We start from the raw sequence: 24940 nt of genomic DNA, 5'->3' as shown, positions 1-24940 counted from the left end.
CTGCTACAATTTTAGTTTGGGAATAGCCCTTAGTAATTTCTGGGTGTAGGGATGTTGCGGATTTTGGAAAATTTGGTCGCGTCTTCCTTCTTCCACAATCCTCCCCTCCTTCATAACCAAGATCCTATCTGCCAACTTTTTAGCGACACTCATATCATGAGTGACAAATAAGAGGCTGGATTCTTCGGTCCTTAGCAATTGAATCAAGGTTTGAATAAACGATTCCTTGGAGAGAACATCCAGGGCACTGGTCGGCTCATCTGCCAAGAGCAATTTAGGATGAGTGGCTAAGGCCAAAGCAATGGCCACTCGTTGCATCATACCTCCACTGAGTTCAAAAGGATACTTTGATGGTACCTGTGCTGGATCTAAGCCAACCATCTGGAGGCATTCCTCTAAAGATCTCATCTTTTCTACTTGAGAGCGATGACTCTTGACGAGATCCTCGTAATGGTCTTTGATTTTACGGTTGTTGTTAAAACCTAGACTAGACTGCTGCGTCACCCAGGCCAATTCTGTCCCTACAAAGGGATAAGAAACCCGCTTCTTTTGTGGGCTGATGGCCTGATCCCTATAAGAAATACTGCCTTGGGTAATGACTAAGTCATTCAAGGGAAGACCCAAAAGCAGTTTTAAAATCGTTGTTTTGCCACTGCCACTTTCTCCGACGATTCCGACTGCTTCACCTGCCGAAACGGTTAGAGAAAGTTGATCTAAAATAATCTTGGACGGGGAAGAAACCGTGACATTCGTCAGTTGCAACATAGCTTTACTCCTTCGAGAGTTTATTTGTTACATGGTAATAATCTGTTGGATGGGATTCCAAATGAGAGATGGATTTGTCCATGACGATGGCAACTTTATAAAATCCAATGATTGTATAACCATAATCCTTATCCACAAGGGCTTGAATGTCCTTGCTTAATTGGATCCGTTTTTTCTGATCGGTCTCAGTTGCTAGCGCTTCGATCTTCTGATCAGCTTCCGCATTGCTATAATGACCGATATTTCCTACTCCCCCAGTTTTGACAGCTGAGTTAAAGTAAGCATATGGATCGCCAATCGGAGCAGCTACTACAGCATAAGGTGTGAAGGCATAATCTTTCTCCGTTGCGACGGCACTCACTTCCACCTTACGAATCTTCGCTTCAATTCCAACCTCTTTTAATTGTTGTTGAGAAGCTTCAATGGCTAACGGCATTTCTGGTAAACGAGTAAAGGAGAGCAATTCAATCGTGACTTTCTTTCCATCTTTTTCACGGTAGCCATCTCCATCGGTATCCTTGTAGCCAGCCTCATCTAACAGTTTCTTCGCTTTTTCTACATTGAACTCATGAACACTTTTATCCAAAGCAAAATCAGAGCTAGAAGGGAGAGGTCCTGTGGCTGGAACAGCAGCTCCTTTAAAGAGGGATTCTGTATAAGTTTTCTTGTCGACCAAAGTATCCAAAGCTTGACGGAACTGATCATCAGCTATATAAGGATCTTCAAAGTTGTAGACATAGCTTAAGTAACGGCCACCTTCTTTTTCAGATATTTTATAATGGTTGTCTTTTTTAAAGCTTGCTAAATTAGCATATGGGAGCCCATAAACAGCATCAACTTCTTTGGATTGTAGGGCAGCAGAAATCGCTGTTGGATCAGAGAAATATTTAATCTTGACCTGTGCAACCTTGGCTTTACCACCCCAATAATTTGAATAGGCCTCTAATGTAGCGCCTGTTTCTGGCGTATAGGTCTTGATTAAAAATGGTCCTGTTCCTACTGGAGCTTTATCTGATGCAGATTTTCCATCCACATCTACAATGACTGAGTATGGTTCAGCCAATAGATTTTTCATAATAGGCTGTTCTGATTTTGTTTTGATAGTTACGGTTTGACCTTCAGAATGGATACTCTCTATTCCAAGATCAGCAGCTGCACGCTTACTCTTTTCAATCAATCGTTTCAAAGAGGATTCAACCTTCGCACCCGTCATTTTTTCTCCATTTTGGAAAGTAACATCATTGCGAAGGGTAATTTTCCACTCCAATTGTGAGGTTTGTTCCATTTTTTCAGCTAGCCATGGTTCTGGTTCTAATTGATCATTCATTTTAAATAAAGTTTCTCCCACCCCATAACGAATGGTGAACCAACCATTATACTCGTCTGCCGGATCGATATTGATTGGAAACTGGGTATAACCAATCGTCACCGTTTGAGCATTCTTAGTTACTTCTGGTGATGATGGTTGATTAGTTTTTGCACAACCTAAAAGGGATAGACTCATGAGAGTCGCTCCGATCATAAATTTCCATTTTTTCATTTGTATCCTCATTCTATTAATTTATTTTTTCTTCAAGAAAGTAAGAACAAAAGAAAATTTCTCTTACCTTCTTGACCCAGTTTCCATCTTCATCAGCTTTCGCTTGCATGATCCTTCTCGCCGCCTTCTGTAAGTAACATTTCTTCCCAAGGATCCTTGTCTTCTAGGAGTAAAACAGTACCTTGAGGGATATCAATCGACCAAAAGTCAGCTTCCGGATCTACTAAAAATTGATAAATCAAGCGCAAAACACCTAGATGCCCAACTATCGCAATTTCATCATCATCTGTTTCACGAATCTCTTCGACAATGGATTGGACCCGATCTTTAAATTTTTGAAAGGGTTCTGCCTTAGATGGAGTTACGTCAAAGGGACTTTCCAACCATTCTTCCCAAACTAAGGGAAAGGCAGCTTGAATTTCATTGGCCGTTCTTCCCTCCCATAGTCCGAAATCTCTTTCATTCAATGCTTTATATGCTTTGGGGATCTGATCTGGAAAAATGATGGTAGCTGTTTCTTGAGTTCTTTTGAGCTGACTGGTATAGATCCGAGAAATGTCTCTTCCTTTCAGCAACTGATGAATATTACTTGCTTGCTCTTTTCCTGTTTCATTGATAGAAACATCCGCTTTTCCGTAGAAAAAACGTTTTTTATTAAAGTCTGTTTCCCCATGACGAATCAGGTACCACTTTTTTACTGTCATATGATCATTCCTAACAAAAATAATATCTGTGCTACTTCTACTGATGCTCCTAAGGTATCTCCTGTCTCCCCGTCAATCTTTTGGTAAACGAACCAGCGAAAGGCAAGAGTCCCTAGAATGACCAAACTATAAGCAAGGAGCCCTTTTAACCAAAAACCTCCAATAAGGACAGCCAGTGGGACAATCTGAGCTAAAAGGATCGAACTAGTTTTTGTACCAGAAAAGAAATTTCCAGAGCCACCTGATTCACGTGCATAGCGCATCTTGTAAAGCTGCATGGTTAAACCAACCTTCCCAATCATCGATAAAGAAGCTACAATAAGCCACTTAGGTTGAGGAAGATAAGGTCCCATCGCGATCATAAGGCCGTAATAGAAAATCAAAGCCAAGACACCATTGCTTCCAATACGGCTGTCTTTCATAATTTCCAACATTCGGTCCTTAGAACGTGAAGAGAACAATCCGTCTGCTGTATCAGCAAGGCCGTCCAAATGAAAGCCTCCGGTGAGAAGCACATCAAAGAACAAGGTCAAAACCCAAGCAATGTTCTCAGGAAGCACCAAAGAAGTTAAAACAAAAAATAAGGAGGAAATGAGACCTAGTAGGAGACCAAAAAGCGTTAAAATTGGAACTCCTTTTCGAACATAGGAGAGATCAACCGCTTTGGGAATCACAATCCGACTAAAAAATTGTGTATAGATAATGAGTGCTGAAATCATTTTAACTGCTGTGCTAGCCCACAAATAACTAAGTAGACTTCACTTGCCTCCTTTGCAATTAATTGATTGACCCGACCTTGAAGATCTCTAAAGTATCGTCCAAGACGAGTGTCCGGAACGATGCCAAGCCCCACTTCATTAGTGACAATCCAAAAAGTAGCTTGGCGCTTCTTCATAGCAGCTAACAGCAAAGCCCACTCGGATACGAGGGCATCCAAAATACGTGCTTGTTCTGCCTTGCTTAAAAACTGCTCGTCTGATAAGAAACCTTTCTCTGGGTACCAGTCATTGACCAGATCAAACAGTCGATTGGTGGTTAACATAGTGGCACAGTCTAATAAGTAATCGCTATGATGGTCTTGTTCAATCCATTTAGCTAAGTCCCGGTATTGTTCAAGCGTATCCCAGCTTTGTGGACGTCTTTGTTGATGGAGCTTGACCCGTTCCTGCCACTCTGGATCTTCTTTCATAATGAGACCTGTTGCGATGTAACAAACCCCTTCCTTCTGGATGAGTTTTGATTCAGCAAAGGAGGATTTACCACTACGAGCACCACCTGTGACTAAAACAATCTTCCCCATATTTTTCCCCTCATTATAACTGGCTAAAGGCTTTATCAAAAGCAGCTAAGGTGCGGTCTAGATCCTCATAAGAATGAGCACTTGATAAGAAGTTGCTTTCATATTGAGATGGAGCAATATAAACCCCTTCTTGCAAAAGTAGCCCATGTGCCTTGGCAAAAAGTTGATGGTCCGCTTGTTTAGAATCCTCAAAATTCAATACTGGTTTTTCTGAGAAGAAAAATCCAAACATGGTTCCAACAGAAACTACTTGAAGGGCCACTCCATGTTTTTCTGCCAACTGACGGATCCCCTGACAGAGATAGTCTGTCTTTTCAACCGTTTGATCAAAGACTTCCTTGGTCAATAGGCGTAAGTTTTCATAGCCCGCTGCCATAGCAATTGGATTCCCGGATAGCGTTCCAGCTTGGTAAATATCTCCTAAAGGAGCAATTTGATTCATGTATTGAGCTTTCCCACCAAAAGCAGCAACTGGGAAACCACCACCGATGACTTTTCCTAGACAGATCAAATCTGGATCGACTTGATACAAGCCCACTGCTCCTTGGTAATGAGCCCGAAAACCAGTCATGACTTCATCCATGATGAAAAGTGAACCGGCTTCAGTCGTCAGACGGCGAATCTCCTCGATAAATTCTTTGTGGCCTGGAATCAAGCCCATATTGCCGGCAACAGCTTCTACGATAACACAGGCAATTTCTTGACCGTGTTCTTCAAAGCAGGTCTGTAAGGCTTCTAAATCGTTATAAGGAAGGGCAATGGTTTCACGCGCCACCTCAGGTATCACACCTGCAGAATCTGCAATCCCAAAACTTGCTACACCAGAGCCAGCTTGTACCAAGAAAGAATCACTATGTCCATGGTAGCAACCAATAAATTTCACTACCTTTGGTCTTTTAGTAATCCCACGCGCTAAACGGATGGCACTCATGGTTGCCTCTGTCCCAGAATTGACCATTCGAATTCTCTCTACAAAAGGAAGACGTTCTTTAATCAGTTTGCCTAGTTTGATTTCGCGTGGACTCGGTGCACCATAACTAGTACCTTCCCATAGGGCATCTTGTACTTTTTCAAGAACATCTTTAGGAGCATGTCCTAAAATCATTGGTCCCCAAGAGAGCACGTAATCCACAAATTGATTCCCATCTACATCATAGAGATAAGCTCCTTGAGCATGGTCAATGAAGAGAGGATTGCCTCCTACAGCCTTAAAAGCTCGTACAGGGCTATTGACGCCACCTGGGAAAATGGATTCTGCTTCCTTGAAGTAATCATTTGATTGTGTTCGTTTCATCTTTCATCCTAGCCTTTCAAATATCCTGCTACATCCTTGGCAAAATAAGATATGATTAAATCCGCTCCTGCTCGTTTCATTCCGATGAGACTTTCCAGGACCACTGCTCTCTCATCAATCCACCCTTGGGCAGCAGCAGCCTTCACCATACTGTATTCCCCACTGACATTGTATGCCACAAGTGGAAGATCGCTTTGATTTCGTAAATCTCTTAAGACATCTAAGAAGGCAAGAGATGGTTTTACCATTAGGAAATCTGCTCCTTCTTCTTCATCACTTTGAGCCTCCCGCAGAGCTTCTAAACGGTTTGCTGGATCCATCTGATAGGTTTTTCTATCACCAAATGCCGGAGCACTTTCACCAGCATCACGAAATGGTCCATAAAAACTAGAAGCAAATTTAACCGAATAAGACATAATCGGTACCATGTCAAAGCCAGACTTGTCTAAGCCTTCTCGAATCGCTGCAACATATCCATCCATGGCATTGGACGGTGCAATGATATCTGCTCCCGCTTCAGCTTGACTAATCGCTACTTGGACTAAGCGTTCCAAAGAAAGATCGTTCACAACCGTTTCACCATCTAGAATGCCACAATGGCCATGATTCGTAAATTCACAGAGACAGGTATCTGCTACAAGAATGAGATCTGGATAGTGTTGCTTGATCAAGCGAAGCGCTTTTTGAACAATTCCATCCGGATTAGAAGCTTCTGAACCAACTTCATCTTTAAGAGCTGGAATTCCAAAGATTATAAAAGACTTAATCCCGAGTTGCACACAGGATTCGACTTCTTCCAGAAGATCTGCTAAGGCAAATTGATAGACTCCTGGCATGGAAGCCACTTCTTCTTTTTGCTCTAGATTCTCCTTTACAAAGAGTGGTTGAATAAAGTCATTGACACTTAAAGTCGTTTCTCTTACTAAATCTCTCATGAGAGGATTTTTTCTTAGTCTACGATGTCTTTTAAAATTCATGTTCTTTAATCTCCTTTATGATCAGCTCAACCAATTTCACCATTGATGGACTTGAAGGAATATAGTTTACGGAAACACCACAATCTAAAACAGCTTTTGCTGTAGTCTCTCCAATGACACCAATTTGATGATGCTCTGGCAAAGAAAGCCCCTCTTGATAAAAAACATCCCAGGCTGATGGACTAGCAAAGGTCCATACACATGGTTCTTTTAAGGATAGAAGCTCTCTTATTTTAGCGAGTCCCTCTTGATTGGCAACAGTTTGATAGAGGGGCCAAGCATAAACATCATGCCCCAATTCTTGTAACATTTTTGGATAGGTTGGATTAGCAAGATCACTGTGTGGGAAGAGGATGTTTTGCTGGTCCCCATATTGACTAGCCCATTCCTTGATAAAATCCACTCCATACTGGCTACTGGACTCAAAGGTCACATCGAGTTGATGCTCTCTTAATAACTTACTGGTCTGGCTTCCAATCGACGCAATCTTTAGATCAGGTCTCAAATAGGGAAGAAATAACTGTACAGTATTGGCACTCGTAAAAAAGACCCAATCAGCTTTGGCCAGTTTTTCTTCAAAAATGAGTGGAAGGGGATTGCCTTGTGTGCAAATCAATGGTGCATGCAACCATCTGACTTGGTTCTGGTCTAGTAGGGTTTGTAATTCGACAGAAGGTTCCTGTTCCCTTGTAAAAATAATTAAGCTTCCCACCATTTGTCTGTTAAGGCTCCTTTTTCCATTAATTGCTCCAACGCTCGTTTGGGAAGATCGTCCCCATCCTCAGACGTAAGAGCTACATACAGGCAACGGTCTTTGGCATCTGCTAGCATAGCTTCTAAATGATAGTGACCATCCTTGAATTGAGCATGAGCTCCAACTGGGAAGGTACAATCCGCATTCATCAAGCTTAAGAAACTTCTTTCCAATTGGATGCAGTTTTCTACTTCTTTATCATGGATAGAAGCCAATATTTCCAGGACTTCCTCGTCATCTTCCCGACATTCAACGGCTAATGCCCCTTGCGAAACTGCAGGAATAAATGTCTGAGGATCTAAAAATTCTAAATTCAAAGAAGGTGACTGATCCAAATACCCGATCCGTTTTAAGCCAGCAGCAGCTAGCACGATGGCATCACATTCGCCTTCTTGTAACTTACGGATGCGCGAATCAATATTTCCACGTAAGGGTTTAAATTGAAGATCACTTCTTAAACTTTGTAGTTGCACCTGGCGACGAATACTACTGGTCCCTACAACAGCTCCTTGAGGAAGAGTGGCCAAGGTCATCCCTTCTTCTCTAAAAATCATACAGTCTCTGACATCTTCTCTCTCCGGTATGGCTCCAATGGTACAGCCATCCACAAGAATAGAAGGAACATCTTTTAAACTATGGATCGCTATATCAATGTCTTTATTCAAGAGAGCCTGTTCAATTTCCTTTACAAAAACGCCTTTTCCCCCAATGGTTTGAAGAGATACATGTACTAAACGATCTCCCTGAGTTTTATAAGGGACCAATTCAAAGTCAACCTCAGGATGGCATTCTTTTAAACGTTGTACCACCATTTTGGTCTGGGTCATGGCCAACTGGCTTTTTCTTGTTCCAACTTTAATGCTTCTCATGGTTTACTCCCTTTCCACTATGAAGATCGAAGATTTTTGCAATCAAGGCAATATCATATTCTGAATTTTCTCCGACAGACATTTCTTTTAATTGCAATAAAGGTTCCTTCAGGATCTGATTAATGATGCTCTTCATATGCTTGGAAATTTGTTTCTTTTCCCGTTCGGTGAGATCTGGTAGTTTGCGCAACAAACTCTCCATAGCCGATTCTTGAGCCTGAATGGCTTTTTCCCGAATCTCTTGAATCAGAGGTATAATGCCCAGTTGCTGTTTCCATTCTTCAAAGCTCACTAATTCACTGGAGATCTCTGATTCGATATTCTTTGCAATCTCATTTCTTTCTTCAAAGAAAGCTTGCAATTCACTAGTGATATTTTCAATATTGTGAATGGTAATAGACGAATTTGGATGACAAGTTCGTGGCAAACACAAGTCAAAAACGATAGCTCCTGCTTTTACCATATCAGGATAGAGGATATAGCCTTCTGACTTAATGGCTGTGAAAATAATATCCGCATCCTTTACAGCCTCAGCTAAATCATCCCATGAATAGGCCTGAATACGATCTTCCGTTAAATAAGGATTGGCCTTTGAAAGGGTACGGTTAACCAAGCGGATAGACTGAAAAGGACGTTGTAAGACATACTTAGTTACCAATTGGCCAATTTCTCCTAAGCCAATGACAACGATCTTTGTGTTTTCATAATCAAGGTCTTCCCTATCCAACATTTGTAAAGAAGTCAACCCAATAGACATGGGGCGGGCATTTATTCGATAGACATCATGCATTCTTTTTGCAAAGGTCACTGCTTGCCGAAAAGCTTGGTTCAGAACAATCCCAGTAGTTCCAGTTTCTTGCGCAGTCAAAAAAGCCTGCTTTAATTGCCCAAGAACTTGGGTTTCACCAACTATCTTGGAATCTAAACCAATAGATACCCGGAATAAATGTTCTAAGGCCTCATTGCCCTCTTTAAACGTAAGATAAGGCTCCAATTCTTCAATATCTATCTGAAACCAATCCGCTAGAAAGTGCTTGGAATAATACCGACCAGTATGTAACTGATCAACAACTAAGTACAACTCTGTCCGGTTACAGGTTGAAAGGATGACATCCTCCAGAATACTTTTTTCTGCTTTTAATTTTTTGAGCGCAGCAATTTTTTCCTCATCAGAAAAATGTACTCGCTCTAAAACTGATAAGGGTGCTACACGATGTGTGACACCAACATATAATAAATACATTCTATCCGCCTCGTTCTTATAATTGATCTAAAAGTTGTTCTATCTTTTTTCTAACTTCTTTTGAGCGCGATGGAGATAAACCATTGGTAGAAATCATGACGGATAATTCATTATTTGATGCAATTGCAACATTATAAAAGTCGGAATTTTTCTTATCCCCTGTATTATTCACGAACTGACTAGGGTGAGCCTCTTCCATCACTTTTTTATTGATATCCTGGTTATCAGTGCAGGCAAAAACTAGTTTAGCTCCCTCCAAATCACCTGTTTGATAGCTTCTTTGAACCCATTCAACCTGTGATTTAGGAATTTCTTCATTGAGTTCAGGACTAATGACTGTAACCTTCGCTCCTTCAGACAACAAGGTCTTAATTTTACGAGCTGCCACTTTTCCTCCACCAATCACCACTACTGGTTTATTTTGGATATTCATCATGACAGGATACATGGCTATTTCTCCTCTTTTCTTTCTCTAAAAATCTTAGCGCTTCGTTTATAGACTGTATCTTTGACATCTAAACGATGGTTGACCAAACGGGCCGCCACGAAAAAGTAATCTGACAAGCGATTAATATAAATCAGTCCAACTTCGTTAACTGTTTCATCTGCTTCAATCACAGCGACCATTCTTCTCTCTAACCGTCGTGTCATAGTACGAGCTACATGAAAGAGACTCGCAATTCGATGTCCACCAGGAATAATGAAACGATCAATTTTTTCAGGAATGTGCATATAAGCATCCATTTTTTCTTCTAGGAAGGTAATATCGGATTCTTTTTGCTTATAAGGTCTTAATTCTCTAGGAGTGGCAAGGTCGCTTCCACAATCAAATAAGTGTTGTTGAATCTCTTCACATTCCTCTCTGATATCATCCAATTCCTTGTATTCCTTCATTTCAGATACTAGGTAGCCAACTTGAGAGCACAATTCATCCATGGTCCCGTATGCTTCCACACGAATATGTGTTTTAGACACACGATCACCGCCATATAGACGGGTAAAACCTTTATCCCCATACTTTGTGTAAATTCTCATTAAAGCTCTTCTCCGTTCATAATCTGGTAAATCTTCTTCATATCGACAGAATCACGAATGACTGCTGCGAGTTTATCATATTGTAGATCTTTAAATTCTTTCAGATCCATAACTTGATCCGTTACGGGTTCCAAGCCTTTTTCAATTCGAATTTGATTCAAATAATCGCGAGTCCATTGAGAATTATCAAAGACACCATGGAGATAGGTCCCTTGAATTCGTTTGTCTGGTGAAACAGCTCCATCATATCTGCTTGTTTCCTCACCATTTTGAAGAATAATACGAGAAAATGGTGTCAAGCTATCTGATATCTCTGTTTCCCCCATATGGATTTCGTAACCTTCCAGAATTTGACCTTCGTGTTCTGCCTGTACTTGAGTTGTCCGTTTTGTTCCCTGCATCTGCGTTGCGATATCCAGCAGCCCTAGCCCTTCAATTTCATCCAATTCAGACTCGACATGATTAGGATCAGAAATCGTCTTGCCTAATAACTGGAAACCTCCACAAATGCCAAAAATGCGAATACCTCGATCAGCACACTGCTGGATTTTCTCGACAATCCCAGCATTTTGTAAGACTTGCATATCTTCAATCGTATTCTTACTTCCAGGCAAAATCAGAAGATCCGGATTCCCAATCTCATCACCTGGCATGACATAACGGACCGAAACGTCCGGTTGAATTTCCAAACTATGAAAATCGGTGAAGTTAGAGATCCGTTTCAAGGTAATAATGGCCACATCAAGATCTTTTTCCTGATTAAAGGTGCGTCCCTTATTGCCTAAAGCTACACTATCTTCGCTATCAATGTCAATGTCTGCATATGGGACAACTCCCAATACCGGTACTTGAGTGAGCTCTTCAATCATATCAATACCTGATTGAAGCAGGGCTACATCCCCCCTAAATTTGTTGATCAAAACCCCTTTGATGCGCTTACGATCTTCTTGTGGCATTAGTTCAATTGTCCCATAAATAGAGGCAAAAACTCCTCCTTTGTCAATATCCGCTACTAAAATGACAGGCGCATCGACCAAACGCGCCATTCCCATATTGACGATATCCCGTTCGTTTAAGTTAATTTCCGCTGGACTACCCGCACCTTCTAGGATAATTGCATCGTATTCCTGGTCTAGTTCTTGATAGACTTCTTTGATTTTAGGCAGTAACTCCTGCTTAAATTCATGATAATCCACCGCATCCATATCTTTAAGGACTTTGCCCATAAAAACAACTTGGGATTTACGATCCGAAGTTGGTTTCAGTAGGACAGGATTCATACGGACATCTGGATCAATGCCAGCTGCTTCTGCTTGCACCACCTGTGCTCGCCCCATCTCAAATCCTTTTTTGGTGATAAAGGAGTTCAAGGCCATATTTTGAGATTTAAAGGGAACAACCGTGTAACCATCTTGTTTTAAAATACGACACAAACCCGCGGCAATTAAACTTTTGCCAGCATCTGAAGCTGTTCCCTGAATCATTAACGATTTTGCCATAGATATCCTTCTTTCAACTGCTCAAATAGAATCTCTTCATTTTCAACGAGGGGCGTCTGGATTGCCTGATGAAGTTTGACAACCCATGGGACAGAAAGTCCAGCATCCAACAACAACTTTTCTTCCTGGAACACTTCATATTTTGTCCCTTGGGTCATAATCTGGCCTTTTTTAATGAGGTAGGCATAGTCACAACAGTCATACATGAGATCCATGTCGTGGCTGGTAACAATAATGCTGGTTCCATTGGAAACTAATTTTTTCATAATCATGGCCATTTGGTCCCGCCCTTTAGGATCCAGGCCTGCGGTCGGCTCGTCTAATAATAGAAAACGTGGTTTGAGCGCTAACATTCCCGCAATGGCTACTTTTTTCTTTTGGCCGTAACTCAAATATTGCACCGGCCGATCCTGCAACTCTTCGATGTCCATCAGTTCAATGGCTTCTTGGACTCGTTTTTCGCACTCTTCTTCCGGATACCCCAAATTCTCTAAAGCCATGCCGATGTCATCTTTTGCAATGGTATAAAATAGTTGTTGTTCCGGATTTTGAAACACCATATTGACTTCTTGTCGATAGGCAAATAAATCCTTCTTTTTGTCTTGAATGAGCTGCTGATCTAAATAAACACTCCCTTCTTGGGGTTTAAGCAGTTTGGTCATCACCTTCATCAAAGTAGATTTTCCTGAACCATTGGTACCAATGATCCCAGTAATTTTACCTTCCATGAACTCCATATTCACATGGTCTAAGGCTTTTAAATCATCAAATAAAACTGTAATATTCTCTAATTTCAACATATTTTATTCCTCCTCATCGAGTTCTTTAGCTTGCGCAAATTTCAAGGTTAAGACATCATTTAAGCGCTGGTTATCCGCTAATAATTTAACAAACAAGGTATTGGCTAATCTTCCCCAGCCTAGATAGGATTTTTTCTTATTAACAAATGAAAACTTCAAATCTAAGGTATCTCGAATGGTTAAAAATTCGATTAATACTAAAAAGATAAAACGATACATCAGTACGATTAATTCCATTAGGATATCCGGCAAATGAAGTCTTTTACAGAGTTTCATCATTTGGTTAAAAGGAATGGTTAAAGCCATAAAATAGGTTGAAATTAAAGAACAATAAATTCTCATAACAATTGGTCCAACTTGTTTGGCAGAAGAATGAAAAACTCCTAAATAGCCATGACTTCCAACTGGTATCGCCATTAAAAATTGATGACTATTTTCACCGTAACTAATAACAAAAGTAGCCATACTTAATAAAATGAAAATAGAAGGATAACGAAACCAACTCAAGTATTTTAAAACTGGAAGTTTAGCAATATAACAAGTTAAGGGAATCATAATAACAATTAACAGTATTTGTAAGGGAAGAAAACCAGAAAATGAAATTACCATTAATATAATAAATAGAATGAATTTATTTAATTCTGGAACATCAGTCCATCGATTATTATAAGCGTAGCGATCAATTACAAACATAGTTTCCTCCCATACAAATGCTAAATGAAATATTTATTTATCTTGATGCTTCTTCCCTCTTTGGTAGCCAATGACATAGAAGATGATCCCTGCACCGATGCTACCTTGTAGGGTAAAGAGTAAGCTCTCTACTTCTGATCCTGGTGGTTCAAACAATGGTGAAAACCATGGTTTGTAGTCTTTCTGAATGGTTGAAATTGCATTTTCAGCCGCATCATCTGTACCACTATATTCTACTCCTTTAGGGGCAAATAAGAAAGCACCGATAATAATCACAACAATAGCTGCTAATAACAAAAGATTCTTATGTTTTTTCATAGGAATAGACCCTCTCTTTCACTAGCATTTTCTGAAATCAAGTTATAGAAGATTACTGTAAGTAGTCCTTCTACAATCGCAATTGGAATTTGTGTAATGAGAAAGACTCCCAAGAACTTAATGGTAGATCCGAATACTCCTGTAGTTGGATCTGGGAAAACCAGGCCAAGTTGAAGGGAAGTTGTTGCATAAGTTGCCAAGTCAGCAATCATCGCACACAAGAAGAGTGAGACTGGTTTAGATAGTTTCAAAGAACGGCTGAATTTGTAAACTGCAAATCCAACAAATGGACCAACTACAGCCATTGAGAAGGCATTAGCACCAAGTGTTGTCAAACCACCGTGAGCTAAAAGAAGAGCTTGGAACAACAAACAAATGGTTCCTAACACACTAATAACTGATGGCCCAAACATAGCAGTTCCCAAACCTACACCAGTTGGGTGAGAGCTGGATCCAGTTACGGAAGGGATTTTCAATGAAGATAAGATAAAGATGAAGGCACCTGACAAGGCCAACATAGTTTTTGAATTTGGATCTTTTGAAACAATCTTCTTAATCTTGATCAAACCGAAGATGAAGAATGGTAAAAATAGTAAGAACCAAACGATACACCATACCAATGGGAGATAGCCTTCCATAATGTGCATAGCTGAAACAGGTTGAGGTCTAAAGATGAATAGCAATACTAATAAAGCAATTGCTAGCATTTTTTTACTTTTTTTCATAATTGCACTCCTTTTTCTTTACCCTAATGGATGTTTCTTAACCAATAGGGTTGTAAAATAAAATCTAGAACAGTAATAGAGAAATAGAGGAGGAAAACCAGACATCATATATTAAATAGGATTTCCTCCTACACCAGCTTTATTTATCTTGATGCTTCTTCCCTCTCTGGTAGCCGATGACATAGAAGATAATTCCTGCACCGATACTACCTTGTAGGGTAAAGAGTAAGCTCTCTACTTCTGATCCTGGTGGTTCAAACAATGGTGAAAACCAAGGTTTATAGTCCTTTTGAATAGTCGAAATAGCATTTTCTGCGGCATCATCCGTACCACTATATTCTACTCCTTTAGGAGCAAATAAGAAAGCACCGACAATAATCACAACAATAGCTGCTAACAACAAAAGATTCTTATGCTTTTTCATAGGAATAGACCCTCTCTTTCACTAGCATTTTCTGAAATCAAGTTATAGAAGATTACTGTAAGTAGTCCTTCTACAATCGCAATTGGAATTTGTGTAATGAGAAAGACTCCCAAGAACTTAATGGTAGATCCGAATACTCCTGTAGTTGGATCTGGGAAAACCAGGCCAAGTTGAAGGGAAGTTGTTGCATAAGTTGCCAAGTCAGCAATCATCGCACACAAGAAGAGTGAGACTGGTTTAGATAGTTTCAAAGAACGGCTGAATTTGTAAACTGCAAATCCAACAAATGGACCAACTACAGCCATTGAAAAGGCATTGGCACCAAGTGTTGTCAAACCACCGTGGGCTAAAAGAAGAGCTTGGAACAACAAACAAATGGTTCCTAAGACACTAATAACAGATGGCCCAAACATAGCAGTTCCCAAACCTACACCAGTTGGGTGAGAGCTAGATCCAGTTACGGAAGGGATTTTCAATGAAGATAAGATAAAGATGAAGGCACCTGACAAGGCCAACATAGTTTTTGAATTTGGATCTTTTGAAACAATCTTCTTAATCTTGATCAAACCGAAGATGAAGAATGGTAAAAATAGTAAGAACCAAACGATACACCATACCAATGGGAGATAGCCTTCCATAATGTGCATAGCTGAAACAGGTTGAGGTCTAAAGATGAATAGCAATACTAATAAAGCAATTGCTAGCATTTTTTTACTTTTTTTCATAATTGCACTCCTTTTTCTTTACCCTAATGGATGTTTCTTAACCAATAGGGTTGTAAAATAATCTAATTTGTCATCAACAGTTAATTCTGATACTCCGTACAGAATCTTTTGCTTCTCAGTAGAAGCATGACTCACTAAAAATGTTTTTTCAATCAAGTTGTGTTTTTCCAATAAAGGAAGAACGACATCCAAGTGTCTAGCTACCTTCATAATGACGACAGTATCATGAATTGCCAAGGCTTGGTCAATCTTATCAGCCTCTGCTGTAGCAGGTACCACTGCAAAGGACTCCTCATCCATGGTTAAAGGTTGGCCTAAGACAGAAGCCATACTACCAAATGAGGTAATTCCAGGAATTGTTTGGGCATCGATGCTATCTCCAATTAATCTCAACAGGTAACTATAGGTACTGTAGACCATTGGATCTCCAAGCGTGATAAAACCAACATTTTTCCCAGCCTTCACATCTTCCACCACTTCAGCAGCAATTTGTTCCCACTGAGGTTCTTTCTTTTCTAGCGAACGAACCATCGGAAAATGACGTTGTTTAATTTCTAAGTGATCACTGACATAGGGACTCGCAATCGTCAAAGCCACACTTTTAGCACCACGTTTGGCTTCTGGCGTATACAAGATATCTAATTTATTCAGGATATTCTTTGCTTTAACGGTAACGAGCTCACTATCACCTGGACCAATCCCAATTCCGTAAAATGTTGCCATGATGGTCCTCCTATTGGATGATTTGTTCTAAGTGTTGAACATAAAGTTCTTGAACACTTGGGTATTCCCCAAGTCCAATCAAGTGTGTTTCCACTTGATAGCCTTTTTCTGTGAAAAAGTGTTTCCATGAGCCTTCTTCATCCGAACACAAATCATTTGTTGCATGATCTCCTGCAACCAACATAAATGGAGCAAGATGTACTTTTTTAATGCCCTTAGCTTCCAGCCGTTTTTCAAGGTCCTCTACTGGTGGATAAGATTCCACACACCCGATATAAACCGGTGTGTCCATCAGCATGTGGTCTAATGCAGCATAAGCTGTAAAGGCATAATGCTGACTACCATGTCCCATCAAAATGGTTGCTTCGTGCGCATCATATTGACCGTATTCTTCAACAAGAATATCTCCAACCCGTTCATAATCCTCTTCACTAAAGAGTAACGGTTTCCCAATTTTTAAAATGTCAAACTCATGTTTCAATTGGTTGGCTTGATGAAGGACTTTTTCATACTCACTTCCTAGAATAACATGAAGCGGTTGAATGTATACTTCCTTTACACCATCCTTTTTCAATTGTTCCAAAAGTTGATTAACTGTTGGAACTGTGATTCCTTCATTTTCCTTAATTCTCTTAATGACAACATTCGAAGTGAAGGCACGATGCACTTGAAAATCAGGGAATCGTTTTTGGATGGCCTCTTCACAGGCTTGAATGGTTTTCTTACGTGTTTCAGGATAGGTCGTCCCGAAACTAACAACTATAATCGCTTTACTCATTTTCACTTTCCCTTCTAAAAAAAGTTTGGCAAGCTTTACAAACAGATTTTAAGGTCTTCTCTTCTGATTCAATCAAGTGATGATAGCCTGCTTTTTCCAAGACAGATCTAGTATTGTCTCCCATAATGATAATGGGTTTCTCTCTCCAATTCTCTTGAGATTTTTCGGCCATCAAAACAAAGTGGTAGGCCGCAGCAGAATTTGGTAAACAAACAAGCTGAATATCCTCTGAATGATAGGCAAACGATTCACTTTCAAAATCTACTGAATGAGTTGAGTAGATCGGGAAGTCAAAAACTTCTGCTACTGCTTTTTCCTTAATATCTGAAGTGAGGACGATCCAGTTTCCTTCTTGATCAGCCATTCTTTTCACAAAATTCTCTTCTGCAAAATCGTTGATCTGATCATACAAACGAATACCTGCTTCTTTAATAGTCTTGATGGTATGATGTCCACTTGCTACAATCTTCAGATGACTGAAACTACGAATATCTAACTCTTTATCTTGCAAATAAGCAACAAAGAATTTCCAAGAGCTAGGATCAGTGATCAATGCCCCGTCAATGCTAGAGAGTTCAGGTAGTGACAATTCTTTTGCAAGCAATTTACTTGGAGACTGAAAAGCGTAAACTGTCGCCCCAGCATCCTTCAACAGTTTGGGAAGTTTAGCATTTGGCGTTTCTTGAACCAAAATAGTTCGACCAAATAAAGGAAGTTTTTCATGGTAGTTTAATTCCTCACGGAAAGCAACGACGTCCCCAATCACAATCAAACTTGGAGCTTTCATCTGGTGTTTTTCAGCCAGTTCAACAATGGTCTCTAATTTTCCATCGATCGAGCGTTGTTGAGGATGAGTAGCCCATTCGATAATCGCAACCGGAGTTTCCTTATCGTAACCACGAACCATCAATTCTTCACAGATAGTCTGTAAGTTTTTCATTCCCATTAGAAAGACTAGGGTTCCCTTTAGATGGGAAATAGCGTCCCAATTTAGTGCTTCACTGGCATCTTGTAAATGCCCAGTGAAGACATGAAAGCTAGTTGCGATATTTCTAAAAGTCATGGGAATGCCGGCATAAGCAAGGCCAGCAATCGCAGAGGTGATCCCAGGAACTACTTCAAATGGAATTCCTTCCTGGATGAGAGTTTGTGCTTCTTCTCCTCCTCTACCAAAGATATAGGGGTCGCCACTTTTTAGACGAACAACTTTTTTCCCTTCTTTGGCTTTTTCAACCAGGACTTTTTCAATTTTTTCTTGAGAAACACAAGGTTGATTAGGAATTTTTCCTACATAGATCTTTTCACAATTTGCATTTGTGTAAGTTAGAAGCATGGGATTCACTAAACGATCATAGATCAGAACATCTGCCTCCTCTAGTCTACGAGCTCCTTTTACAGAGATTAATTCCTCATCACCCGGACCCGCACCTACTAGGCTAACAAAGCCACTCATTCTGTCACCTCTTTCTTCAAATAGGCTTCTAATTCTTCAATAGTTGAAACCACTTTAGGATAATGAACGATTGGCCGTGAAATAATCACACAATCCATTCCTAGTTCTTGGCACCCTTCAATCTTTTCTCGAATACCGCCAATATTTCCACTTTCTTTAGAAACAAACACTTCCGCTTTCGAACGTGCTAATAATTCTTTATTGCATTCTTTAGAGAAAGGGGCTTTGATGGCATCAATTTGATCCGGAACAAGTCCTAACTCTTCACAGCCCTTAAGGACTTCTGAAGTCGGAAGAACTCGAACTACAATGCGAGAGTCAGGCAAACCATGTACGAATAAAGGCAAAGTTTTACTTCCTGTCCCTAAGTAGACCGTTTTGTACTGCTTCTCTTTGATGTATTCAATAGCTTCTTCTGTCGAATGAACAACCGTTGCTCCAGATAAATCATTGGTAGGTTGTCTTTCGAAGCGCACATAAGGGATGCCAGCCAGATTTGCTGCTTTCATTGCTTCCTGAGAAACAATGTCAGCAAATGGATGGGAAGCATCAATAATTTCGTCAACTTCATTTTGTTTGATGAAATCAACCATATCTTGAGCAGTCATTCTTCCTTGAACGACATCTTGTCCAAATTTAGAAGCTAAATGACGTCCATAATCCGAAACAACAGATGTCGTGACAGGAATATTTTTTTGTGAAAGAAATTCAAGGACTTCCGTACTTTCAGCAGTTCCACCGAAAAGCAGTTTCATCATAGTGTGTATCCTCGAGGTGTGATCATGCGTCCATTTTTCACATAAGTTTCTTTGTTTCCGACAATTACAATCGTTGTCATATCTACAAGAGTTTCATCTAAGTCTTCAATCGTCGTCAAAATAATTTCTTCGTCCTTACGTCCGATATCCTTACCGATTCCGACAATCGTATCTTTGGATTTGTATTCAGACATAATTTCGAGTGCTCTTGACAAGTGCTCTGGACGACCTTTACTTCTTGGATTGTAAAGACAAACTACAAAGTCCCCTTGTGCTGCTGCATGAAGACGTTTTTCAATCATTTCCCAAGGAGTCATCAAGTCACTAAGTGAAATATGACAGAAGTCATTCATCAAAGGTGCTCCCATCACTGCAGCGGCTCCCAAGCTTGCTGTAATTCCAGGTACAACTTTTACTTCAAGAGTATCGTTTTCTTCCAACAATTCAAGAATCAAACCAGCCATTCCGTAAACACCTGCGTCACCACTAGAAACAACACCGACATTTTTTCCAGTTTCATGAGCTAGGTCAATGGCTTTTTGACAGCGTTCAATCTCATGACGCATGCCAGTCGCAACCATTTCTTTATCTTTTACAAGATCTTTGATCAAACGCATGTAGGTAGAATACCCTACAATAATTTCACAATCTTTAATAGCTTCCAATGCTTCTTGAGACATCAATTCTTCTTTACCTGGGCCAAGTCCAATAACGTATAACATATGTATTTCTCCTTAAATCTAATATTTAATAATTGTTAACTAATTTACCAAGTGCGAATGTCGCACCGTTTTGTGCAAACCGTTTGGTCAGCACATTTCCTTTACTTGCAAGATCAGCGCTAGCAAGCGCCACACTTCCGACCCCAACAGTCTTCTTAACAAATTCCGATTGCGGATATTTATCAGCCACAACTTGTAATTCTTCCTTAGAATAAGTGACAAACGGACAATCTAGGTCTTGGGCTAATGCTAGTATCGCCTGTTCATTTTTTTTGACATCAATACTAGCAATTTTTGCAATTTCTGAACCGGAGATTCCCTCCTGTTCACAAAAGGCATGAAAAGATTCCATAAAAGTGGAAGGTGGAAGATCCTTCTTTGCCCCAACTCCTAAAACATAGGGTTTTGGATGAATCAGGGCTACCACTTCTTCGTCAACCTCAACTGCTTGAGAGGTCAACCAAATAAATGGGCTCTTATTCGCAAGGACTTCCTGAATCTGATTTTCTTCAATGATTGTTAGCCCTCTCAGGTCAGAAACCCAAGGCTTTTCTTGATAAAAATAGACACAGTCCTTATTGGCTAAATAAGAATTAAATACTTTCACTAAGTGACGCAATTCTTCCCGCCACCCATTTACTTCTTTAGCAATATTATCCAAGGCTACAACATTTTGTGTATCTGTCGCAGTCGTGATCACTGGATTTGAATCTAATAATTCAGCGATTTTAAGTGTCACTTGATTGGCCCCACCTAAGTGACCACTCAATAAACTAATCACATGATTGGCTTTTTCATCCATAACGATCACAGCAGGATCTGTTGTTTTGTCTTTAATAACGGGAGCAATGCCTCTGACAACCGCACCAATCGCCATGATACAAATTAAGACATCAACTTCTTGGAAAACTTTCCTGAGCCCCTCAATGACACGTCCTTCAATCGGTACCGTTCGAGAGTCAGCAATTTTCACAGTGGTATAGACTGGACAATCAATCCCAAGTTTTTCCTTGAGCTCTAGTCCTAATTCTTTTGCATTGTTAGTAACCGCCACAATGGCGTAACGAGGGGAATCATTTAGCATGCGAACTCAATCCTTTACGGAATTCATGGTGGAAATCTTTGTGATAGAGCTTAGAGTAGTAAAACTCTTCACCCAAGAAATCTCCGACTAAAATCAAGGCGGTTTTTCTAATTTTAGCTTCTTTGACCTTGGCTGCAATGGTCTCCAATGTCCCAAAGACCTTGCGTTCATCTGGCCATGTTGCCTTATAGATTACTGCGACAGGTGTTTCTATTGGATAGCCACCCTCAACCAATTCAGCCACCACTTTTTCAATCCCCTGTACAGATAAGAAAATGGCCATAGAGGTTCTGTGCTGAGCATAGCTTCGGAGGGATTCGCGCTCAGGAACCGGAGTACGTCCAGCCATGCGAGTGATAATGACACTTTGAGAGACCTCTGGAACTGTATATTCTGTTCCAATACTTGAAGCTGCACCTAAGAAAGAGCTCACTCCAGGAATACAGTCAAATTCAATTCCTCTCTTCTTCATCTCTTCTGTTTGCTCACGAATAGAACCATAGATAGAGAAATCCCCTGTCTGCAAGCGAACAACATCTTTTCCAGCTTTCACTGCTTCTTCCATGACATCGATAATTTCCATCAAATGCATAGACGCGCTGTCATGAATCTCCGCACCTTCCTTACAATATTGAAGAAGATCTGGATTCACGAGAGAACCCGCATAAATAACTACATCCGCTTCGGAAAGTCTGCGATACCCTTTTAAGGTAATGAGTTCCACATCACCTGGTCCTGCACCGACAAAATGTACAATTGACATATGTTTAATTCCTTTCTGGTTTTACAGCTGAGACAATGATCGTTGGGTTTTGCTGTTTAAAATAGTGACCCTTGCCCAAAGCAGACCATCTGCTCGCTTGGATGGATACGACGTCTAAATCTTGCCATTCCAATTTTTCAGCAAGTTGAATAGCTTCCATCGCATTTTCCAAGAGGATAAAGTTTAGAACAAATCGTCCTCCAGGTACCAACAAACTTTCACACCACTCAAAGATTTCTGCCATATTGCCACCGGTTCCACCCACAAAAATAGCATCAAACTGTCCATCTAGGTCAACAGGGGCTTTTCCTTTTATCAGAGTAATATTTTGACAGCCAAAGTAATCAATATTTTCCTGTGTCAGTGCAACTGCGTCTTCATTTTGCTCAATGGCAACGACTTCCAAATTTGGAAAAGATACAGCTGCTTGAATGGTTACACTGCCTGTACCAGAGCCAACATCCAGCATTCTCTTTGCCTTGTGTAGGTCCAATTTATCAATACTGATAGCCCTGACCTCTTCTTTTGTCATTGGGACCTTTGCCCTAATAAATGCCGAATCCTTCATCTAAAATCACCACCACATTCATTTCATATTGTCGATCGACAACTTGATCTTCTGCTAAAATTTCGATGTTTTCATCTTCATAACTAAGATTTTCACCGATGACTAAGACTTTTTTCAAGCCTCGTTTTTTAACTTCTTGAGCAATTTCATAGGGACCAATTTTTTTATCGGTTACCATAAATACTTTTGGTAAAGAAAGGATGAAATCAAAATTAGGAATTTTTGCGTGACTACTTGTCAAGTAAGCTTCATTCATAGGCAAAGATACCTTGCTAGCCAAATACTGGAAAGACGAAATTCCTGGCTGAATGAGCACGCGCCCTTTAAATTTCTCAGATAACCATTTTCCCAACCCATAAATCAAGGGGTCCCCTGAAGCCAAATAAAGGATGGTCGATTCTTCCGGATAAGACTCTATTAATTGAGCTAATTCTGAAAGCTTTTTCGGAGGTACAACACCTTTTGACTGGTAGGCAGCTGGGAGAATTTCCAAATGCCGTTCACTTCCTAAAATATAGTCTGCCTTTTCATATATTTCTTCACTCCCTAAAAGGCCATAGGAAGGGGCGCCTGGCCCAATTCCAATCACATAGATCACGTCCATTCCTCCGCTATTTCTTCTAATGTTTGGGTTGAAGCCAGATACCCAGCTTCTGTCCCAAAGGTTACTACATCAATGCTCACTTCCGGCTTCCGGTTTCTAAGCAAGCGTTCCGAACGGAACTTCATTTTGTCAACCAAGACCTGATAAACTTCCTCATAATGATATTCCTCAATCAGAGTTCCAGCTGCATCTGTTGTAATGCATTGATCCACTTTTTCAAGAAGTTCAACTGGAGCCCCCAGCAAGGCTAGATTGGCCATAATGATTTCCATTCGCGCATCTGAATCTTTACTGTGAGTTGAGAAAATCCCACCAGCGACCTTGACAAATTTACCCATATGTCCAACCATCAGGACGCGAGTAAAGCCAATCCGCTGGACTTCTTTAAGGACATGCCCAACAAAGTTACTCATGTTCACAATTCGATGAGGTGGAATCCCCAGCACATTGGTTGCAAAATCCTCGCCGTAATTCCCCGGAGCTAAAACAACTGAACGATAGCCTTGATTATACAACATGGTTAACTCAATCGTAATCGAAGCTTTCCAACTATCCTCAGACATTGGGTTAACAATTCCTGTCGTCCCTAAAATGGAGATCCCTCCTACAATTCCCAATCGAGAATTATAGGTTAACTTGGCTGTTTCTTCGCCCCCAGGAACTGAAATGATAATTTCGGCTCCGCAGTCTGGCCCCAACAATTGACGGGCTGTTTTTTCAATCATCGCTCGAGGGGTTGGGTTGATTGCTGCCATTCCAACATCACATTTCAGTCCTTTTTGAGTTACTCGACCAACTCCTTCCCCACCATCAATGATAATTTCAGTTGAGTCAGGTAAGAGAGTGACAGTCGAATAAATAAGGAGACCGTGCGTTGCATCTGCATCATCCCCACCATCCTTTTCGACAGCGGCACTAGCAGTCAGTTCACCAAAAGAAGGATTTTTGATATCCATCGTTACTTCGACTCCATTTGCTGTAGAAACGGTAACTTTTTCTTCGATATCTTGATTTAAAATCATACTAATAGCCGCTGCAGTTGCTGCAGTTGCACAAGTACCTGTAGTAAACCCTTTTCTTAATTTCTTGCCATTAACATATGAGTACTCATCCATATTGTTCCATTTCCTTCACTACTTAATTATTTGGGACTACGAAGCGTTGGTAATCATCCATTTCTTGTTTGTATTGGTAGAGGATCGCATTCACTACTGCTGCTGCAATCGTACTTCCACCTTTACTTCCCAATGCAACGATGGAAGGAATGGAACTCTCATGTAATTTTTGTTTTGATTCTGCAGCTCCTACAAAGCCAACTGGAACGCCAATAACAGCATCAGGGACTAATGTCCCTTCTTCTACCATATCTAAGACTTTAAAGATAGAAGTTGGTGCATTTCCAAACACAAATAATTTTGGTCCTAATTCATTAGCTGCATGTTCTACTGCAGCCATAGAACGAGTAATCCCTTTTGCCTTGGCTTCTTCAAAGATCGCTGGTTCATTAACCAAGCATCTGTAGGCTACACCAAGCTCATCAAGGATTCTTTTATTGAAACCACCTAGAACCATGGTCGTATCGGTGAAAATAGTTCCTTTATTTTTAATAACATCTAAAATATGGTCGATAGCATCATTTGAAAATTTAATATTGTAAAGGTAATCAAAGTCCGCACTCGCAAAAACTACTCGTTTCCAAACCGCTTCATGAAAGGGATTATCAAAAACAATATCTGGATGTTCTTGATCAATAATTTCTTGAATTTTTTTAAAACTAGCTTCTTCAATCTGATTTGATACTTTTATATAACTCATAAATACC

At 40.3% G+C, this 24940-nt stretch carries 30 protein-coding genes; all 30 read right to left on the bottom strand.

Annotation, left to right across the window (positions count from 1 at the left end; translation table 11 throughout):
• Window positions 1-3 precede the first annotated feature (3 nt).
• On the bottom strand, window positions 4-765 hold the full coding sequence (locus tag LIZ08_RS04995; RefSeq protein ID WP_006596230.1) for an ABC transporter ATP-binding protein: 762 nt from the start codon (window positions 763-765) through the stop codon (window positions 4-6).
• Window positions 766-769: 4 nt separating this feature from the next.
• The gene (locus LIZ08_RS04990; RefSeq protein ID WP_227038410.1) at window positions 770-2305 is read right to left on the bottom strand and encodes an ABC transporter substrate-binding protein; all 1536 of its coding nucleotides are present in this window, start codon (window positions 2303-2305) and stop codon (window positions 770-772) included.
• 92 nt (window positions 2306-2397) lie between these two features.
• Window positions 2398-3009, bottom strand: a complete 612-nt coding sequence (locus tag LIZ08_RS04985) for a histidine phosphatase family protein (RefSeq protein WP_006596228.1) — start codon at window positions 3007-3009, stop codon at window positions 2398-2400.
• A complete protein-coding gene (gene cobS, locus LIZ08_RS04980) occupies window positions 3006-3728 on the bottom strand; it encodes an adenosylcobinamide-GDP ribazoletransferase (protein ID WP_042507513.1) in 723 nt (240 codons plus the stop codon). The genes LIZ08_RS04985 and cobS overlap by 4 nt, the downstream gene beginning before the upstream one ends.
• Window positions 3725-4309, bottom strand: a complete 585-nt coding sequence (gene cobU, locus LIZ08_RS04975) for a bifunctional adenosylcobinamide kinase/adenosylcobinamide-phosphate guanylyltransferase (protein WP_006596226.1) — start codon at window positions 4307-4309, stop codon at window positions 3725-3727. Before cobU ends, cobS begins: the two co-directional genes overlap by 4 nt.
• A 13-nt stretch (window positions 4310-4322) precedes the next feature.
• Window positions 4323-5603 carry a glutamate-1-semialdehyde 2,1-aminomutase gene (gene hemL, locus LIZ08_RS04970; RefSeq protein WP_227038409.1) on the bottom strand — a complete coding sequence of 427 codons (1281 nt, stop codon included), beginning with the start codon at window positions 5601-5603 and terminating at the stop codon, window positions 4323-4325.
• Between the two features lie 8 nt (window positions 5604-5611).
• Entirely contained in the window at window positions 5612-6580 is a 969-nt protein-coding gene (hemB, locus tag LIZ08_RS04965; RefSeq protein ID WP_227038408.1) for a porphobilinogen synthase, read from the bottom strand.
• Window positions 6570-7295, bottom strand: a complete 726-nt coding sequence (locus LIZ08_RS04960) for a uroporphyrinogen-III synthase (RefSeq protein WP_227038407.1) — start codon at window positions 7293-7295, stop codon at window positions 6570-6572. The genes hemB and LIZ08_RS04960 overlap by 11 nt, the downstream gene beginning before the upstream one ends.
• Complete coding sequence (gene hemC, locus LIZ08_RS04955; RefSeq protein ID WP_227038406.1) at window positions 7280-8203, bottom strand: hydroxymethylbilane synthase; 924 nt, start codon at window positions 8201-8203, stop codon at window positions 7280-7282. Before hemC ends, LIZ08_RS04960 begins: the two co-directional genes overlap by 16 nt.
• On the bottom strand, window positions 8190-9446 hold the full coding sequence (hemA, locus tag LIZ08_RS04950; RefSeq protein WP_227038405.1) for a glutamyl-tRNA reductase: 1257 nt from the start codon (window positions 9444-9446) through the stop codon (window positions 8190-8192). The genes hemC and hemA overlap by 14 nt, the downstream gene beginning before the upstream one ends.
• 16 nt (window positions 9447-9462) lie before the next feature.
• On the bottom strand, window positions 9463-9894 hold the full coding sequence (locus LIZ08_RS04945) for a bifunctional precorrin-2 dehydrogenase/sirohydrochlorin ferrochelatase (RefSeq protein ID WP_155169109.1): 432 nt from the start codon (window positions 9892-9894) through the stop codon (window positions 9463-9465).
• Window positions 9895-9896: 2 nt separating this feature from the next.
• On the bottom strand, window positions 9897-10481 hold the full coding sequence (locus LIZ08_RS04940; protein WP_049474854.1) for a cob(I)yrinic acid a,c-diamide adenosyltransferase: 585 nt from the start codon (window positions 10479-10481) through the stop codon (window positions 9897-9899).
• Window positions 10481-11980 (bottom strand): cobyric acid synthase, encoded by a 1500-nt coding sequence (locus LIZ08_RS04935; protein ID WP_227038404.1) that lies wholly within the window; start codon window positions 11978-11980, stop codon window positions 10481-10483. Before LIZ08_RS04935 ends, LIZ08_RS04940 begins: the two co-directional genes overlap by 1 nt.
• Entirely contained in the window at window positions 11965-12780 is an 816-nt protein-coding gene (locus LIZ08_RS04930; protein ID WP_227038403.1) for an energy-coupling factor ABC transporter ATP-binding protein, read from the bottom strand. The genes LIZ08_RS04935 and LIZ08_RS04930 overlap by 16 nt, the downstream gene beginning before the upstream one ends.
• Window positions 12781-12783: 3 nt before the next feature.
• Window positions 12784-13473 (bottom strand): CbiQ family ECF transporter T component, encoded by a 690-nt coding sequence (locus LIZ08_RS04925; RefSeq protein WP_049472703.1) that lies wholly within the window; start codon window positions 13471-13473, stop codon window positions 12784-12786.
• Between the two features lie 33 nt (window positions 13474-13506).
• Window positions 13507-13791: an energy-coupling factor ABC transporter substrate-binding protein gene (locus LIZ08_RS04920; RefSeq protein ID WP_227038402.1), complete on the bottom strand. Its 285-nt coding sequence runs from the start codon at window positions 13789-13791 to the stop codon at window positions 13507-13509.
• Window positions 13788-14516 carry an energy-coupling factor ABC transporter permease gene (locus LIZ08_RS04915; RefSeq protein ID WP_049472705.1) on the bottom strand — a complete coding sequence of 243 codons (729 nt, stop codon included), beginning with the start codon at window positions 14514-14516 and terminating at the stop codon, window positions 13788-13790. The genes LIZ08_RS04920 and LIZ08_RS04915 overlap by 4 nt, the downstream gene beginning before the upstream one ends.
• A gap of 139 nt (window positions 14517-14655) precedes the next feature.
• On the bottom strand, window positions 14656-14940 hold the full coding sequence (locus LIZ08_RS04910; RefSeq protein ID WP_049472704.1) for an energy-coupling factor ABC transporter substrate-binding protein: 285 nt from the start codon (window positions 14938-14940) through the stop codon (window positions 14656-14658).
• Window positions 14937-15665: an energy-coupling factor ABC transporter permease gene (locus tag LIZ08_RS04905; RefSeq protein WP_049472705.1), complete on the bottom strand. Its 729-nt coding sequence runs from the start codon at window positions 15663-15665 to the stop codon at window positions 14937-14939. Before LIZ08_RS04905 ends, LIZ08_RS04910 begins: the two co-directional genes overlap by 4 nt.
• An 18-nt stretch (window positions 15666-15683) precedes the next feature.
• A complete protein-coding gene (locus LIZ08_RS04900) occupies window positions 15684-16388 on the bottom strand; it encodes a cobalt-factor II C(20)-methyltransferase (protein WP_227038401.1) in 705 nt (234 codons plus the stop codon).
• 10 nt (window positions 16389-16398) lie between these two features.
• Complete coding sequence (locus LIZ08_RS04895) at window positions 16399-17166, bottom strand: sirohydrochlorin cobaltochelatase (protein ID WP_227038400.1); 768 nt, start codon at window positions 17164-17166, stop codon at window positions 16399-16401.
• Window positions 17159-18619, bottom strand: coding sequence for a uroporphyrinogen-III C-methyltransferase (gene cobA / locus LIZ08_RS04890; RefSeq protein ID WP_227038399.1), 1461 nt, complete (start codon window positions 18617-18619; stop codon window positions 17159-17161). The genes LIZ08_RS04895 and cobA overlap by 8 nt, the downstream gene beginning before the upstream one ends.
• Window positions 18616-19377, bottom strand: coding sequence for a precorrin-6A reductase (gene cobK, locus LIZ08_RS04885; RefSeq protein ID WP_227038398.1), 762 nt, complete (start codon window positions 19375-19377; stop codon window positions 18616-18618). Before cobK ends, cobA begins: the two co-directional genes overlap by 4 nt.
• Window positions 19374-20099 (bottom strand): precorrin-3B C(17)-methyltransferase, encoded by a 726-nt coding sequence (gene cobJ / locus LIZ08_RS04880; protein WP_155169095.1) that lies wholly within the window; start codon window positions 20097-20099, stop codon window positions 19374-19376. The genes cobK and cobJ overlap by 4 nt, the downstream gene beginning before the upstream one ends.
• A gap of 25 nt (window positions 20100-20124) precedes the next feature.
• Window positions 20125-21183 carry a cobalt-precorrin 5A hydrolase gene (locus LIZ08_RS04875; RefSeq protein ID WP_227038397.1) on the bottom strand — a complete coding sequence of 353 codons (1059 nt, stop codon included), beginning with the start codon at window positions 21181-21183 and terminating at the stop codon, window positions 20125-20127.
• Window positions 21173-21946, bottom strand: coding sequence for a cobalt-precorrin-4 methyltransferase (locus LIZ08_RS04870; RefSeq protein WP_227038396.1), 774 nt, complete (start codon window positions 21944-21946; stop codon window positions 21173-21175). Before LIZ08_RS04870 ends, LIZ08_RS04875 begins: the two co-directional genes overlap by 11 nt.
• A gap of 4 nt (window positions 21947-21950) precedes the next feature.
• A complete protein-coding gene (locus LIZ08_RS04865; protein WP_227038395.1) occupies window positions 21951-22514 on the bottom strand; it encodes a decarboxylating cobalt-precorrin-6B (C(15))-methyltransferase in 564 nt (187 codons plus the stop codon).
• Window positions 22492-23118 carry a cobalt-precorrin-7 (C(5))-methyltransferase gene (locus LIZ08_RS04860; RefSeq protein ID WP_227038394.1) on the bottom strand — a complete coding sequence of 209 codons (627 nt, stop codon included), beginning with the start codon at window positions 23116-23118 and terminating at the stop codon, window positions 22492-22494. Before LIZ08_RS04860 ends, LIZ08_RS04865 begins: the two co-directional genes overlap by 23 nt.
• Window positions 23109-24233: a cobalt-precorrin-5B (C(1))-methyltransferase CbiD gene (gene cbiD / locus LIZ08_RS04855; RefSeq protein WP_227038393.1), complete on the bottom strand. Its 1125-nt coding sequence runs from the start codon at window positions 24231-24233 to the stop codon at window positions 23109-23111. Before cbiD ends, LIZ08_RS04860 begins: the two co-directional genes overlap by 10 nt.
• Before the next feature lie 22 nt (window positions 24234-24255).
• A complete protein-coding gene (locus LIZ08_RS04850) occupies window positions 24256-24933 on the bottom strand; it encodes a cobalt-precorrin-8 methylmutase (protein WP_227038392.1) in 678 nt (225 codons plus the stop codon).
• Between the last annotated feature and the right edge of the window lie 7 nt (window positions 24934-24940).

This window comes from Streptococcus sp. 210928-DFI.4.42 (assembly GCF_020554365.1).
Lineage (GTDB): Bacteria > Bacillota > Bacilli > Lactobacillales > Streptococcaceae > Streptococcus > Streptococcus parasanguinis_S.
The sequence above is the reverse complement of the archived record's forward strand: the minus strand, read 5'-3'. Positions and strand labels throughout refer to the sequence as shown.